The organism is Allokutzneria oryzae (assembly GCF_042429765.1).
Taxonomy (GTDB): domain Bacteria; phylum Actinomycetota; class Actinomycetes; order Mycobacteriales; family Pseudonocardiaceae; genus Allokutzneria; species Allokutzneria oryzae.
The window spans coordinates 196,334-210,873 of record NZ_JBHLZU010000009.1; the positions used below are offsets into that span (position 1 = coordinate 196,334).

Annotated in this window: 11 protein-coding genes and 1 pseudogene; 5 read left to right on the forward strand and 7 right to left on the reverse strand. The window is 67.9% G+C overall.

Annotated elements, in window-relative coordinates:
- Positions 1 to 604: 604 nt before the first annotated feature.
- Together ACFFQA_RS10650 and ACFFQA_RS10655 are read left to right on the forward strand one after the other, a co-directional pair.
- Positions 605 to 1,360 (forward strand): class I SAM-dependent methyltransferase, encoded by a 756-nt coding sequence (locus tag ACFFQA_RS10650; RefSeq protein ID WP_377851594.1) that lies wholly within the window; start codon positions 605 to 607, stop codon positions 1,358 to 1,360.
- Positions 1,361 to 1,695: 335 nt separating this feature from the next.
- Entirely contained in the window at positions 1,696 to 1,824 is a 129-nt protein-coding gene (locus ACFFQA_RS10655; protein WP_377851595.1) for a hypothetical protein, read from the forward strand.
- A 143-nt stretch (positions 1,825 to 1,967) separates the two neighbouring features.
- Here ACFFQA_RS10655 and ACFFQA_RS10660 read toward each other — a convergent pair whose 3' ends face one another.
- Together ACFFQA_RS10660 and ACFFQA_RS10665 are read right to left on the reverse strand one after the other, a co-directional pair.
- Positions 1,968 to 2,288, reverse strand: coding sequence for a hypothetical protein (locus ACFFQA_RS10660; RefSeq protein ID WP_377851596.1), 321 nt, complete (start codon positions 2,286 to 2,288; stop codon positions 1,968 to 1,970).
- A 31-nt stretch (positions 2,289 to 2,319) separates the two neighbouring features.
- Positions 2,320 to 3,045: an SDR family NAD(P)-dependent oxidoreductase gene (locus ACFFQA_RS10665; RefSeq protein ID WP_377851597.1), complete on the reverse strand. Its 726-nt coding sequence runs from the start codon at positions 3,043 to 3,045 to the stop codon at positions 2,320 to 2,322.
- A 442-nt stretch (positions 3,046 to 3,487) separates the two neighbouring features.
- Here ACFFQA_RS10665 and ACFFQA_RS10670 point away from each other — a divergent pair, with 442 nt between their 5' ends.
- The gene (locus ACFFQA_RS10670; RefSeq protein ID WP_377851598.1) at positions 3,488 to 4,018 is read left to right on the forward strand and encodes a VanZ family protein; all 531 of its coding nucleotides are present in this window, start codon (positions 3,488 to 3,490) and stop codon (positions 4,016 to 4,018) included.
- A gap of 86 nt (positions 4,019 to 4,104) precedes the next feature.
- Here ACFFQA_RS10670 and ACFFQA_RS10675 read toward each other — a convergent pair.
- From ACFFQA_RS10675 to ACFFQA_RS10685, 3 genes and pseudogenes are all read right to left on the reverse strand, one after another.
- Positions 4,105 to 4,525 (reverse strand): annotated as a pseudogene (locus ACFFQA_RS10675) (hypothetical protein); the annotation flags it as partial.
- A gap of 36 nt (positions 4,526 to 4,561) precedes the next feature.
- A complete protein-coding gene (locus ACFFQA_RS10680; RefSeq protein WP_377851599.1) occupies positions 4,562 to 5,416 on the reverse strand; it encodes an alpha/beta hydrolase in 855 nt (284 codons plus the stop codon).
- A 54-nt stretch (positions 5,417 to 5,470) separates the two neighbouring features.
- Positions 5,471 to 5,689: a hypothetical protein gene (locus ACFFQA_RS10685; protein WP_377851600.1), complete on the reverse strand. Its 219-nt coding sequence runs from the start codon at positions 5,687 to 5,689 to the stop codon at positions 5,471 to 5,473.
- Between the two features lie 102 nt (positions 5,690 to 5,791).
- Between ACFFQA_RS10685 and ACFFQA_RS10690 the strand changes: the two genes are divergently transcribed.
- Positions 5,792 to 6,388 (forward strand): TetR/AcrR family transcriptional regulator, encoded by a 597-nt coding sequence (locus ACFFQA_RS10690; protein ID WP_377851601.1) that lies wholly within the window; start codon positions 5,792 to 5,794, stop codon positions 6,386 to 6,388.
- Positions 6,389 to 6,520: 132 nt separating this feature from the next.
- Here ACFFQA_RS10690 and ACFFQA_RS10695 read toward each other — a convergent pair whose 3' ends face one another.
- Positions 6,521 to 7,246, reverse strand: coding sequence for an SDR family oxidoreductase (locus ACFFQA_RS10695; RefSeq protein ID WP_377851602.1), 726 nt, complete (start codon positions 7,244 to 7,246; stop codon positions 6,521 to 6,523).
- A gap of 97 nt (positions 7,247 to 7,343) precedes the next feature.
- Between ACFFQA_RS10695 and ACFFQA_RS10700 the strand changes: the two genes are divergently transcribed.
- The gene (locus ACFFQA_RS10700) at positions 7,344 to 8,213 is read left to right on the forward strand and encodes a LysR family transcriptional regulator (RefSeq protein WP_377851603.1); all 870 of its coding nucleotides are present in this window, start codon (positions 7,344 to 7,346) and stop codon (positions 8,211 to 8,213) included.
- 674 nt (positions 8,214 to 8,887) lie between these two features.
- Here ACFFQA_RS10700 and ACFFQA_RS10705 read toward each other — a convergent pair.
- The gene (locus ACFFQA_RS10705; RefSeq protein ID WP_377851604.1) at positions 8,888 to 14,500 is read right to left on the reverse strand and encodes an RHS repeat-associated core domain-containing protein; all 5,613 of its coding nucleotides are present in this window, start codon (positions 14,498 to 14,500) and stop codon (positions 8,888 to 8,890) included.
- Positions 14,501 to 14,540 lie beyond the last annotated feature (40 nt).

Genomic DNA, 14,540 nt, shown 5'->3' on the forward strand with positions numbered 1-14,540 from the left:
GTCACCACGGTCTCGGGGATGCTGGGTGGTCCGTACATGCCGCGTAGGCAGCGATGGTGTTGACCTCACGCAGGTGCAGGGAAAACTGGCGAGCCAGGTCCTCGTGGCGCCTACCCCTACGTGCCAGGGCGTATGCGGTGAACAACACCGCTGGCGGGACCTGCGCCAGGGCGGCCGGCAACTGTGGCGCACAGCGAGACGGTGCTGCGTGGCTTCTGCGACTTCCACCGGGACGCGGGCACCGGCCCGATCCTGAACCCGTTTCCGCTCGACGCGTCCCGCAGGTCACGGCGAGCGCACGCGCATCACAACCCGATGGACGGGTGGGCTCGCGAGCGAGTGGGGCGACAAAATCAAGTTTGGAAAAGCTTGTGTCAGATGTTCACTACTGCGGCCTGGCCCCGGGCGGCGCCTCCGACTGGTGGAGATCCGCGACAATCTCGAGGCCCGGATCCTATGGGGTCGACTCATCCGCTTTTTCGGGGATCGGTGATCGCCGTTTGGCGCTTTCCTTGGAAATGCTGCGCTCTGGTCCGTGGGCCGATTCGGAACGCGTCACGGGGACATGGGCGCAACCTCTTCACTGCTCGGACGTCCTGTCGGCATGACGTCGACTCCGGAAAGCCTTGCGCTTCCCACTGATCCGGCCCGGGCGAACGACTACGACAGCATCGCCGAGGGGTACACGGCCGAGAACGAGACCAGCCTCATGAACGCGTACTACGAGCGGCCCGCGATGCTGGAGCTCGCCGGGGACGTGGCCGACCGGCGGATCCTCGACGCCGGCTGCGGCTCGGGGCCCCTGTTCGCCGCGCTGCGCGATCGGGGTGCGGCCGTGACCGGCGTCGACGCGAGCGCCGGCATGCTGGAGCTGGCCCGGCGGCGGCTGGGCGCCGACGCGGACCTGCGGGTCGCCGACCTGGCCGACCCGCTGCCCTTCCCCGACGGCGCGTTCGACGACGTCATCGCGTCCCTGGTACTGCATTACCTGGAGGACTGGGGGCCGACACTGGCCGAACTGCGACGCGTGCTGTCTCCCGGCGGGCGGCTCATCGTCTCTGTCGAGCATCCTTTCGCCATCACCCTGATGCAGCGCTTGGCCGGGGACAAGCCCAACTATTTCCAGACCCGCAACCGGACCGAGGAGTGGACCATGGGCGGGCACACCGTCCAGATGAGCTTCTGGGACCGCCCGCTGCACGCGATGACCGACGCGTTCACCGCGGCTGGTTTCCGCATCAACGTCATCAGCGAGCCACCGCCCGCGCCCGCCGCCCGCGACTTGTTCCCCGAGGTGTTCCGCGAGCTCGCAGGCACGAGCTTCCTGGGCTTCCTGTTCTTCGTCCTGCAGGCTGGCTGACCGCCGCGCCCTCGCACCATTGCCGGAGCAGTAGCGCGGCGAGTCTGGCGGATGGTCGAAGGGCTGACCGAGCAGTCGGTCGACCACGAGCACCTCGGCCTGCTTCGTGCATCGGCAGCCGATCCCTGAGCAGTGGGTAGGCCGTGGACAGCGCGTTCTGCCAACCGTGGACACAAAATCGCCCTCATCGGGCGCGCAGGCGTTAGTTCGGAGAAGCCTGCATCCGCTGCCCGAGCCTGCGCCTGGATCCCCGAGCACGGCCGCGCCTGCAAGCGATCATCGCCAACCTGAAAGATCGCATTCGGGAAGCACGGATCAATCACTGGCTCGGCGAAGTGCAGGGTCTTCAGGTCAGCCTCGACGCGGCGACCGCCGAACTCGCCAGCCTCGACCGGATGCGCGACCGTCCAGGCGGGAACCCGGTCCCGCTGGGATTCCCCGTGATCAGGGAGCCCGCCCAGTGACGTCCACGCGAGCGTGCGTGTCGGCGGGGGCCGGGAGGAGCGGCCAGGGCGGTGGGAACGGGTGCGTCGCCGTCGAGGCCGGTGATCTTGACCGCGTCGATGACGGGGCTTGAGGCCGACCACGCGCAGGTCCAGGCCGCGTTTCAGCGCGCCCCAGAAGACAGCCAGTCCCGCTGATCCGAAGAACGTCGCTCGCCGCCGCGCCGCACAGCGCCGACGCCACCGCGAACAGCACCAGACCGCTGATGTAAGCGCGCCTGGCCCACCAGGTCGGCCACCGATCCGGCGCCGAGCAGCAGCGCCGCGAGCGCCACCACATAACCGTTCATCATCCATTGCAGCGACGAAAACGAGGCGTCCAGGCTCGTCGCGATGTCGGGCAGCGCGACCTGCACGATCGTCGTGTCGATCAACAGCATGAAAGTGCCCGTGCAGATGGAGACCAGGGGCAGCCACTTCTTCACGACGCACCGTCCTGCCCGCGTGCGCCGGCCGTCACCAGGGCACGATTCCGTCGTCGTCGAACAGCTGGCCGGTCGGGCCGTCGTCCGGCAGGGTGGCGAGCTTGATGGCGATGGCGGCCCCCTGCTCCGGCGTGCGAAAGCCCTGGAAACCGGTGAGCGCGGTGGTCACGTAGCCCGGGCACGCGTTGTTGATGAGAATGTTGGAGTCGGCCAGTTCCTTCACGTACTGGATCGTGACGGCATTGAGGTAGGTCTTGGTCGGCGCATAGGCCCCGCTGATCTCTCCGAGTTCGACCCCGGGCGTGGTCTGGAGGGTCAACGAGCCGACGTGGCTGGACTGGTTGACGATCCGCGGATGTGCCGAGCGGCGCAGCAGCGGCAGCATCGCGTTGGTGACCCGAATCAGGCCGAACACGTTCGTCTCCACCGCCGCCCGGGCGCCGGCCAGATCGAGCGTCGACGGATTCTGCGGCCATGCGCCGGTCGCACCAGCGTTGTTGACAAGCACGTCGAGGCGGCCGGCGCGGTCGTCGATCTGGCGGGCGGCAGCCGCCACGCTGTTGTCGTCGGTCACGTCGAGGGGCACCAGGAACGCGTCGACACCGTCGGCCCGCAGTTGGGCCACCGCGTCCCGCCGGCGCTCCGGGTTGCGGTCGCCGACCCCGACACTCCAGCCGAGCGCACCGAGACCGGCCGCGATCGCGTAGCCGATTCCCTGATTGGCTCCGGTAACCAGGGCAATGGTTTGTTCGCTCATGATTGAAATCATGGCGACGACCCGGACTCAAACCAACACCACCTGGATAAGGCACCGATACTCAACGAGTATTGTCGGCGATCCGATCGTGTGCGCACCCGACCACGGCTAATCCCTGATTTGCGCGAAGAAGTCGTTCTCTCGTTCTATCGGCGATTGAGGGCTCTTCGCAATCGAGGGCGTACGCGGTGAAGGCGCCGGTCTCGAGTCCGGGCCGCGCGGCGTGTTCTTGCGGCTCGTGGGCTCTGGGATGCCGTCCCCGTCGGTCTTGGGCTTAGGCAACGGTGATCTGCCCCCAGATCGCGCGCAGTGAAGACACCTACGGCAAAGGCATCAATAGGCCAGCCCCCCACCGCGCGGGTGCGCGTGGCCTAGTGCAAGATGTGCCGACAAGGCGTTGGCAAGGTCTTGCGCTGCGGCTCGCGGAAGGACGCGATGCGAAGTGTTTCGTGAGGTCCCGGTGCTTCCGGTGGTAGTTCCCGTCGCGGCAGCGATCTTCCTGACCCTGCTGTGGTACCTGCACAGCCGCGACCGCCTCTCGGCACCGCGCGCCGCCGTCGCTTTTGCACTCTGTGTGTACGCCGCCGGAGTTGTCGCGAACACAATATTCCCGATCTTCTTGAACAAGCCCGCCCGCAGCGCACTATGGAAGGTCTACCTCGTGCCGCTCGCGGACTACGAGGTCGGCGACGCGGTGATGAACATTCTGGTCTTCGTACCTGTTGGGATACTTGTGCCGCTACTCGTAGCCAAAGCTTCGTGGTGGCGTGTGGTGGCCGTGGCAGCGGCGTTCAGTTTGGCGATCGAGCTGGCCCAACTAGTCACTGGAAACCTCTTGGGCGGCGGCCATGTGGCCGACGTGAACGATCTGCTCTTCAACGTAGTCGGCGCTGTGCTGGGTTTCGGCTTGTTCTCCACGTTGTCCCGGGTGCCAGCCGCTGCCGTTCTCATCAACCGGTTCCGCTGGCGCTGACCCGCGTCCTGCGGCGCGGCGGTGGCAGAACGGACAGCCTTAAGCTGTCGTACCGGCATTCGCGTTTGCCCAGGCTCAGAGGGGCACTATTTTGAGCTCTTCACGAACGAGGGCGTAGTTGTGGTCTGAATCCGCCGGCACGGGCGCCCAGCGGCGCGATCTGCCCGACCGCTACGACCCCTGGAAGACCGCCCACGAACGACTCCGGCTGTGGACCGCGGACGGTGACGCCGCTTGTAGATCTCGGGGTCGAAGGCCGGTGGACGACCGCCCGGCCTTGCGATGAGCATCCTGGTCGGTCTTGCCGGGAATGGTCGCCCGGATCCCCCGCCGACGCAGATGCTCCCGGTTGGCCTTGGACGTGCAGGCCTTGTCGGCCAGCACACGATCAGGACGGCACCGCGGACGGCCACCGGCCAGCCGTGGCACCCGGATCCCCGCCAGCACCGGGACGAACTGCGGACTGTCGCCCCGGCTCCGTGGTGGACGCCTTCGACGGGGTGCAGCCCGAGCGGCGGTCGCACGGAGCCGGGGCGTTCGCGCTTACCGGGCCCGGCAGGTCCTGAGGTAGCTGAGGAACGAGGCCTGCAGGCCAGTCACGTGCGTTTCGCGCAGGACCGCGCTGGTGACGGCTCCGCCGCGGGCGGTCAGGCGGTGCAGGACGGTGGCCGCGTTCTTCGTGAGGTTCTGGTAGACGGCCAGGTCTCCGAGCAGCTCTCGCTCGTTGACGGTCAGGTGAAGCTTGGCGGCAGGCAGGCTGTCGCCCATTTCTTCGAGCCGCGCGAAGATCTGACTGTCTTCACCGGCGACGCCGGGGCTGCCCGCTCCGATGCTCTCGAAGAGCGTGCTGCCGGTGAGCCAGGTGTAGAGACTGAAGAGTCCGCCGTAGGAGTAGCCGAAGAGACCGTGCCCGCTCGCGGCTGTGCTGTAGTCGCGTTCGATCCGCGGGTGAAGTTCCGCGGTGAGGAAGCCCAGGAACGCATCGGCGTGGGTGTCGCGCAGTTCGGCGAGGTAGGCGTCGGCTTCCTCGCGTGTCCTCGCGCCCGCTTGAACTCCCATCTCCAGGGCATCGATGAGCTCCTTGGCGATGGGCTCGCCGGGCGGCACGAGGTCTCTGTTGCGCAGCCGATCCCAGTGCTGTGCGTCCTCGCCTGCGTAGCCGACGCTGACCTGGATGTAGGGCTGGATCTGTTGCATCGGGTCTTTCTGGGTGACGATGAGCGGAGCCGTCATGCCCACGGCCCAGTTGCCGTCGAGCACGTACACGGCAGGCGCTCGCGTCGTGGCGGGGTCGTAGCCCGGTGGCGTGGTGACCCAGACGCCGTAGTCGTGCCCACCGCTGGAACGCATCTCGAAGTAGTCGGTGTCGGCGAGGCAGCCCTGCCACATGGTGCTCATCGAAGGTCCTTCACAACTTGGCCGGCCTGGAGAACGAGTACGGCATTGGCGGGATCAGCGAACAGCAAACGAGAACTGCGGCTGGATCGGGCTCGACAAGCCCAAGTGGACGTGAGCGTCGATCAGGCCGGGCGTCATCGTCAGGCCTCCGGCATCGAGGCGCTCGCCATGTGCCCCGGAGGCACCGACCTGGGTGATGTGCCCGTCTTCGATGCTGACGTCAACGTCGAATGGGTCGCGACCCGATCCGTCGACGACCGTCGCACCGACCACTTGACACCGTCCCACGAGTCGTTCCCTCCACTGGCGCTGACTGCGACCATGTGTGCGCAACACGCCGCCGCCAGTCTCTTTTCCAATGGATAAACTGTGGGAGTGATCCTGTCAAGCACGGAACGCACCGGCGACGCACGCGAGCGCCTCCTGGCCCGGCTTCTCGACGCCTTCGAGGAGGCCCTTCCCACACCGGAGATGTCGCTCCGTGAGATCGCCGCCAGGGCCGAGACCAGCCACGCCCTCCTGCGATACCACTTCGGGTCACTCCCGGGCGTCTTGGCAGCCATGCTCAAGGCACAGCGATCCCGGGACAACCAGGCACTGCTCGAAGCCGCCCAGCAAGGCACCTTCGACGACCTCGTCATGGCGATCTGGCGGACCTACACCCGCCCGGAACAGCTGTCGCGTGTCCGCGGCTTCTTTCACGTCGTAGGTCTGGCCGCGTACAGCCCAGAGAACTTTCGCGAGTTCATCGACTCACTCGACGACCTGACCAAGAGTCTGGCCTCGCTCGCGGAACGCGAAGGGCTCGATACCAAGGAAGCGCTGACCCTGGCCACCGTCACCATCGCCGCGATTCGTGGCCTGCTCCTCCAGGAGGTCCTGACTCCGGCAGTCCACTCGGAGGACGCGGTCGCCTTGATCCTGCGCATGAGCAAGGGCCCATCCGTTCCACGGACACGTCCGGGGCCTTGAGCAGGTAGCCACCAGCAATGAACGGCTCCGACCCACTTCGGTACAGACCCTAGGAGCTGGCCGGGGCCCAGCGCGGCGTTGACCAGGACGCCGTCGATCAGCTGACCCTGGCTCCACTGTGGAGCGACGAGGTCACCAGGGCACGGGGCCGGAGTCGTCGAACAGGCCGCCGGTGGGGCCGTCGTCGGGGAGGGTCGCGAGGTCGATGGCGATGCGGGCGCCTTCCTCGGGGGTACGGGTGCCCTGGAAGCCGTTGAGGCCGGTGGCGACGTAGCCCGGGCAGGCGCAGTTGACCTTGATGGGGGTGTCGCGGAGTTCCTTGGCGTACTGGACGGTGACCGCGTTCAGGAAGGTCTTCGACGGGGCGTACGCGCCGCTCACGCCACCCAGGTCCACCTCAGGGGTGGTCTGCAGGGCCAGTGAGGCGACATGGCTGGACTGGTTGACGATCCTCGGGTGGGCGGAGCGGTGCAGGAGGGGCAACAGGGCGTTGGTGACCCGGATGACGCCGATGACGTTGGTCTCCACGACCGCACGCACGTTGGCCGGGGTGACCATCGAGGGGGCGTCCGGCCAGGTGCCCGCTGTGCCCGCGTTGTTGACCAGGACGTCCAGGCCGCCCTCCTGGTCGGCCAGCTGGGTGGCGGCGGCCGTCACGCTCGCGTCATCGGTCACGTCCAGGGGGACGGGGAAGGCGTCCACGCCGGCCGCGCGCAGCTTGGCCACCGCCTCGGTCAGGCTTCCGGTGTTGCGGGCGCCGATGCCGACGCGGTGGCCCCGGGCGCCCAGGCCCGCCGCGATCTCGTAGCCGATACCCGTGTTCGCGCCGGTGACCAGCGCGATCGTCTTCTCACTCATGCCGTCGATCCTGGGCGGGGACCGGCCCAGGACCAACACCGATCGGGTGCGGCAGCGATACCCGGGCGCTATCGGTGCCGGGCAGTAGGCTGCGCCGGTGGAGACGCGGGAGTTGCGGTACTTCGTCGCGGTGGCCGAGGAGCTGCACTTCAGCCGGGCCGCCGACCGCCTGGGCATCGCGCAGCCGCCGTTGTCCCGGACCATCACCCAGCTCGAGCACCGGCTCGGCGTCACTCTGTTCGAGCGCACCAGCCGCAGCGTCCGGCTGACCGAGGCCGGGGCGGTGCTGCTGGCCGAGGGCCGCCGGATCCTCAGCTCGCTCGCCTCAGCCGAACGGCACACCCGGCGGGCCGCGACCGGGCGGCCCGCGCTCGTGCTGGCCGCCAAGACCGGGGCCTCCGGCGAGCTGCTGGCGAAGCTGCTCGACAGCTACGCCGCCGAGCCCGGCGCGGTCGAGGTCGACCTGCTGCTGTGCGAGTCCCAGCCCCAGCGCGCGCTGCACGACGGCCGCGCCGACGTGGCGCTGCTGCACCAGCCCTTCGACACCACCGCCGGGCTCGACACCGAGGTCCTGCACACCGAGGGCCAGATCGCGGTGCTGCCCACCTCGCACCCGCTGGCCCGCGCGCCCCGGCTGCGGACCGCGGAGATCAGCTCACTGCCGGACCTGCCGCTGCCTCGGTGGCCCGCCCCGGACGGCACCTACCCCGACGGACCCGGGATCGAGGTGCACAACCAGATGCAGCTGTTCCAGATGATCGCGCTCGGCCGGAGCGCCGCGGTCCTACCCGAGTCCTGCCGCGCCAATCTGACCGAGGGCCTGGCCGCGGTGCCGGTGCTGGACGCGCCGCCGGTGACGACCGTGCTCGCCTGGCCGCCGCACAGCCGGTCCCGGGCGCTGGCCGGGCTGGTGCGGGTGGCCACCAGCGGACTGTCGGTGCCGCGCGGAGAATCCTCGGCATGGTGATGGACGGGACGACCGTCAAGGCGGTGGCCGAGGAACTGCCGACCACACACCAGAACTACGAGAAGCCCTGAGCAACGAATTACAGGACACGACCTAGGTGGTGTCCTGCAAGTGACAACACCACCTCACCACCCCCTGGCGCCCTCACCCACCTGCCCCTCGTTTCGCGTTTTGTCACCTTGATGCGAGATGGGAGCGCTCTCTTGCGCAACAAGGTGACAAAACGCGAAAACCCCGGCCACGCCAGCTGGCTCACGCGTGCACGGGGGGGGCACGCGGGGCACGGGGCGGCGGCGCCTCGGGGCATCGGGACGACTTGCAGGACACGACCTAGCCGCGCGGGGGGCTGCTCAAGGAACGTTAGTCCAGAAAAAGTACAGCACCCGACAACCGTCTCGTTCACGAGCCTGGCCGCTGGGGGTGCCGTGAGATGAGTGGAGCCGGGCAACGTCCTGCTCAACAACCGCCTCACACAGTAGCCATACCCACTCTGAGCTGTGAAAAGCTCACCCCTGACGCCGTCGGGGCAAGAGGCCGCAGGTTCACATCACGTCATCCTGACAGTCAGCGAGAGGCCGTCTCACTCAGCCAGAAGCTGAGATGAGACGGCCTCTCGTCACCTCAGGTCGATCTTGCTCAAGATCACCTTCGGGCAGGGCTCGGAGACCAGCGCCCTAGAAGTAGGGCCTGCCGCGTCCGTCCGATCGGTGCCACATGCCGTCGCCGGTCTGGTACTTGCCGTCGCTCGGCATGCTCCTCGCGTCCCGGACCTCGTTGCCGCTGCGGTCGTAGAACGTCGACTTGTTCTTCTTCGGCTTCTGCGGTCCGAGCTTCACCGGAGGGAGCTTCCTGCCCTTTCCGCACTGCGGCGACCAGACCGTCACGCACGCCTTGGAGTTCAGTGGCCGCACGACGTCCGATCGTGCGCAGCTGACCAACACCTGCGGCCCGGCGCCTGCACCCGAGACAATGCAGCCGATGTCGGTCGGCGGGTGGTAGGGCACGAACGGCACGGGCTTGGGGGTCGGACCCATGTAGGTCGGCCGGTATCCGTTGAGGCGCGCCCATTCCTCCGCCTGCTTCTTCCTCCGCGCGTTCTCGTCGGCCAGTTGCGCGGCGGTGGCGCCGACGGTGACGCCTCCCGAGTCGCTCAAGAAGTTGGCCGTGGTCACCGCGTCCTTCGCGGCGACCGCTCCTTTCGTCGCCAGTTTGAAGGCCTGGCCAGCACCGCCCATGGCCAGTCCCAGCACGCCGAGCGAGGTCTGCTGGGCATCGCCCTTCTCGATCGCCTCGACCGTGTCCCAGGCGCCCAGTGCGGTGCTCGCGGCGAACAGCACGAGTCCGGCCCCCGTCCCGACGACGGGCAGCATGCCGACGATGCCGATGCCCACCGAGATCCAGGACTTGTTCTCCGCGATCCAGTTCCCGGCCTCCGCCAGCTTGTCCCCCATGGTGTCGCCGAGGTCCTCCAGCCACTTCCACAGCAGGCCGGTCGGGTCGAGCTTGGTGATCGGGCTGTTGTTGGCGTAGGTGTAGCCGTGCATCTGCTGCGGGTCGGTGGCGTCCATGATCGGGTCGACGGACAGGAACCGCCCCAGTGCCGCGTCGTACGCGCGGGCACCCAGCTGGACCAGCCCCGTCGAGGCGTCCTCGGTGCCGCCGACGAAGCCTTTCTCGCCGGGGAACTCGGCCGTGTCGCGCGGGCCGCCGAAGGGCAGCTGCTTCCGCCTGATCACCGAGAGGTCACCGCTCTTGACCGCGATCTGCGCCGTGCCCTGGTGGTCACCCGCGAGCCAGGTCAGGCCGCTCGCGTCGCGCATCGCGACCGCTGTCCCGCCGTGCTGGTAGTAGCGGGTGGCCTGGAGCTTGCCGGTCGCCTTGACCAGCTGGAGTTCCTGGCCGTCCAGGTACAGCGTGATCCCGACCGGGTCGCGCCGGATCAGGCGGTCGCCGCCCGCGTCGTGCACGAACTCGGTGACCTTGTCGCCCTCGGTCACCCGCGTGGTGCGGCCCTCAGCGTCCCAGTCGAGCCGCTGGCCGTTGCGGGTCACGGTGTTGCCGCTGGCGTCGTAGCCGAAGGTGTCCGTTTTCGTGCCGGAGGGCGTTTTCGTCTCCACCGACTTCACCTGGTGCGACCCACCCGGCGCCGGGAAGGCGGCGGTCCGGACGGTGTCACCCCCAGCGGCGTGCTGGGTCTCGGTCAGACGATTGCCCGCCTTGTCGTAGGTGTAGGAGTGCCAGTACGGCGCGGGGCCGGAGAGCGCGGCGGTACTCGGGTCCGCTTCGCACCCGTTGCCCGGAGTCCACGCGTCGGTGAGGCGCTGGAGGTGGTCCATGCGGAAGCACTGTGCGTCAGGGCCGTCCACAATGGACTTGATGTTGCCGGACGGGTCGTAGGTGTAGTTGGTGTCGTTCTGCTTCGGGTTCGGCACTTCCGCGTCGACGATGGTACGAGCGAGCCTGCGGGTGTTCGTGTCGTAGTACCGCGACAGCCACACCCGCTTGCCAGTCTCACCGAGCTGTGTGCGGGCCAGTTCTCCGTAGCGCGTGTACTGCGTATCCGTCACCAGTTCGGTGGTGGTGCCGTCGGCTCCGGCCGAGGTCGTGGTCGCCTTGCCGAGGTCGTCGTAGGTGTGCATGACGGACTCGGACGGCAGGTCGCCGATCGCCGGGAACGTGGTGCCGGCCAGGCTGCCATCGGGGTTGTACCGCGCATGCGTGGTGTACGAGCCCGCCAGCGTCTGTTCCGACGCCGGGATCGTGACCGTGGTGCCGAGCGGCTTGTTCGACGCGTTGTAGCCGACGATCTGCGTCTTATAGGCATTGCCGTCGACGTAACGGGTGTCGCCCGCGGGCAGCCCCTTGCCGTAGGCCACTGTGTCGTAGGTCCACTCCGCCAACGTCGTAGCGCCGCTGCTGAGCTTCGTCTTACGGCCCAGGGCGTCGTAGTCGAATGTCAGCGTGGTGCCCCTGGCGTCCGTTGTGGACACTGTCTGTCCGGCATCGTCGTAGCTCGCCTTAGTAGTGCCTCGGTCCGGGTTCTCCTCGGTCACCTTGCGGCCGCGCAGGTCGTAGGTGTAGCGCCGCGTGCTACCCGCCGGCTCGACCACGGTCGCCAACCTGCCCGCGGCGGTCCAGGTGTACTTCGTGGTGTCGTAGGGACTGGTCTGCGCTGCTCCGTGATACTGGCGCAGCTCAACCGCCTGACCTCGTGCGTCCACAACGGTTGTGGTGGCCGTACCTCCTTGCGGCGGCGTGACGTGCTTGCGGTCGCCTTCATACTTCGTGGTGGTGCGCGACTTCTCGGTAGCGCCCACCTTCGTGATCGCGGCGGTCCGCCTGCCCGCGCCGTCGAACTCGAGCACCGTGTGCATGGCGATGTCGGTATCTGAGGCGAGCAACAGCTTGTCGTCGACCGCGCTGTCGTTGAAGTACGGCATGGTCGACTTGTAGATGCGGCCCTGCGAGTCGTAGCGGGTGTCCACGATCAGCCTGCCGCCGCCGGGAGCCGGCATCTGCGCCTGTCGCAGCCGGAGCAGACCGTCGTAGATCTCGTTGCCACTGGTGAAGTTGCCGTTCGGGCCGATGCTCGTGGTGGTGACGACCGTCGGCGCGTCTTTGCGGTAGTTGTAGGAGAACCACGCGCTGCCACGCACGCCGTCCTTCTTCGCCCGGTTGGGCAGCCACACCTCCGTCTTGCGGCCCAGTGCGTCGTAGGCGGTCTCGGTCTTGCGGCCGTTGGGGTCCACCACGACGGTCGGCTGCCCGAAGAACGGTTCGACGGTCGTCGTGGTCGCGTGCCCCAGCGGATTGGTGACGACTACGTCCTTCGCCAGTCCGGTGCCGGGGGTGTAGCGCGTTGTCGTGGTGCGCCCGAGTGCGTCGGCGGAGGAGGTGACGCGGCCGTACGCGTCGTATCCGGTGGTGGAGCCCGGTGCGTAGACGGGTCCGGACGCGGGGCGGTCCTTCAGCACCTCGCTCTTCGTCACGTCACCGGTGACCGGGGTTTCGCCGAATGCCTTGCCGTCGAACGCGTTCCGGGTGTCGGTGATCGCGTCGCGGGGGAACACGGGGGCCGTACCGCACGCCACGGCGACCGTCTCGACGCGTGCCACGGAGGTCAGCAGCCAGCGCTCAGTGTTGCGGGCGTAGGTGGTGCGCGTGCACTTGTCGTCGGTCGCGGTCGCGATGTCACCGAGGTCGTCGGTTGTGATCGGCTGACCCCGGTCGTCGTAGGTCGTCACGGTCCGGGTGGTGAGCCTGCCTCCACCCGCCAGGGTGGTGTAGGTGGTTTCGGTGCCGAGGCCCACGATGTAGGCCTTCAAGGTTCCGCGCGTGGCAGTCGGTCCTTGCGCCACGGGCGTCGAGAGCGTCTTCTCCACCACTGCGTCGCCGTCGCGGATCTGGGTCTCATATTCCAGGCCTCGCAACCACTTGTCGTCCACGCGCTCGACGCCTTCCGAGTCGGGGACCTTCGCCGTGCGGGTGCCGCCGGGCTGCTTGTCACCATTCATGCCGCGGTAGAAGCGCTTCTCGGTCAGCGTCACCGGGCCGCTGGGGTCACCGGGCTTGCCCTGGCGGACGTGGACCCGGCGGAATCCGCGGAACTCGTTCCAGGTGCGGTGCTCCTCCTTGGTGAACTCCGAGTCGTCGTAGGCCCACGCCGCGCCGTCGAGGTAGGTGTAGCCGGACACCTGTTCGGTGTTCGCCGAGATCCGGTCGGATTGCACGACCTCCTCCACGACGTACTTGTGGAAGTAGTCGGTTCGCTCGGAGAAGTCCTTCTTCGCCCACTTCGCCGGGAAGCAGCGCAGAGTGTTCGTCTCCGGGTTCACGGGCATCGACACGCCGTCCACGCAGTCCGGTCGCGCGTACCGGACGGTGGTGACACCGCCGCTCTCCGAGACCACGCCGGTGATGCGGTAGCGCAGCAGCGGGCCTACGCCGTCGGACTTGTTGACGCGGTTGGGCATCTTCGTGCCCTCGAAGGTCACCTGAGGAAGGGTGACCGGTGTGCCGGCGAGCCCGGTGTGGGTGATGCCCTTGAGCCACAACGCGGCCTTCTCGCCGTCACCCGGCGCCGGGTACTGCTGCTCCAGCACCCACTTGTCCACGTCGCTGAACGACGAGCCGTTCCACACCTTCGTGGTGATGCTGTCCAGACGTTTGGTGGACCAGAACGACGGCGAGTGCTTGTCCTTGCAGGTGCTGCCTTCGCACTTGGTGTCCCACGGGACGTCCGGCCAGTTGTCCTTCTTCTCGGGCTTGCAGTCGCTGCCGGGAACGCACCGGTCGGCGGTGGTGAACTCCACGCGGCCGGTCGGCTGCGGCTGGCCGTCCCGCATGCCGTACTCCACGGTCTTCAGGGTGCCGCCACGCACGTACTGCACAGCGGCGTCCTTGTTGTTTGCGCCGTAGGAGTTCGTCTCAGGCGAGTAGTTGTAGTTGATCACGTTGCCGTGCCGGTCGATCACCTTGTCGAGGTTCCACCGCCAGGCCTGCGTGCACATCGACGCGCCGAAGCTCGCCCCATGGCACGGTTCGCTCGCGTCGTCGCCGAACACCGGCACGGTCCACGTCGAAGCCGCGTCCGACCGAGAGCCGAACAGGTACTGCGTGCCGTCCACTGTCGTGATGCGCCAGTGCTCACCGTCGTTGTCGCCGTTGCCCGCGCCGGTGAGACGCTCGATGCGGGAGCCGTTGTCGGACTCCGCGCGCCACTCGCCTGTCTTGTCGTCGCGGATCAGCGGGCCGTTGCCGCCCGCGTACGTGGCGATCGCGTTGTCGCTGCGCCAGCACAGGTCCCCGGACTCCTTCGGCGGAGTGGTGCCGCCCGCCTTGTCGTCGGCGCAGGCACCGTAGCGACGTTCCACGAAGCCCGCCGAAAGCTCCCAGCCGTCACCGACCCACGACGCCTGGTTGTTCGTCGCGCTCGTACGACCGTCCACACCGGACGACGAGTAGGACAGCGACAGGTCCGGCTCGTGGCCACCGGGCGATGGCGGTACGCGCAGCGGGTACGACCAGGTGAAGTCACCCGTGTGCGCGGAGACGTCCCAGCTGGCCGAAGGGGACAGTGGTGTCGCCGTCGGGGTACCGCCGCCCTCCGGTGCGGCACCGGAGGGTTGGTCGCCCTGCAATGCGTTGGTCGACGCCTGGTCGGGCGCCCTGGATCCCATCTTCTGCTCGCTCACCGGTGTCGACGGCGTGCTCGGCAGTGGCACCGACGGACCTGCGGCCAGCGCTGGTGCGGCGAGCGTGGCGGTCAGCACCGAGGAGGTCAGCACGACCGCTAATGCTCTTGCGATGAGCCTTTTCACTTTTCCC

Coding starts and splice junctions, on each gene's coding strand:
- ACFFQA_RS10680 (WP_377851599.1), bottom strand. CDS start 5,416: ATGAGCACCATGTGGCAGGGCTGCCTCGCCGACACCGACTACTTCGAG.
- ACFFQA_RS10650 (WP_377851594.1), top strand. CDS start 605: ATGACGTCGACTCCGGAAAGCCTTGCGCTTCCCACTGATCCGGCCCGG.
- ACFFQA_RS10695 (WP_377851602.1), bottom strand. CDS start 7,246: ATGAGTGAGAAGACGATCGCGCTGGTCACCGGCGCGAACACGGGTATC.
- ACFFQA_RS10665 (WP_377851597.1), bottom strand. CDS start 3,045: ATGAGCGAACAAACCATTGCCCTGGTTACCGGAGCCAATCAGGGAATC.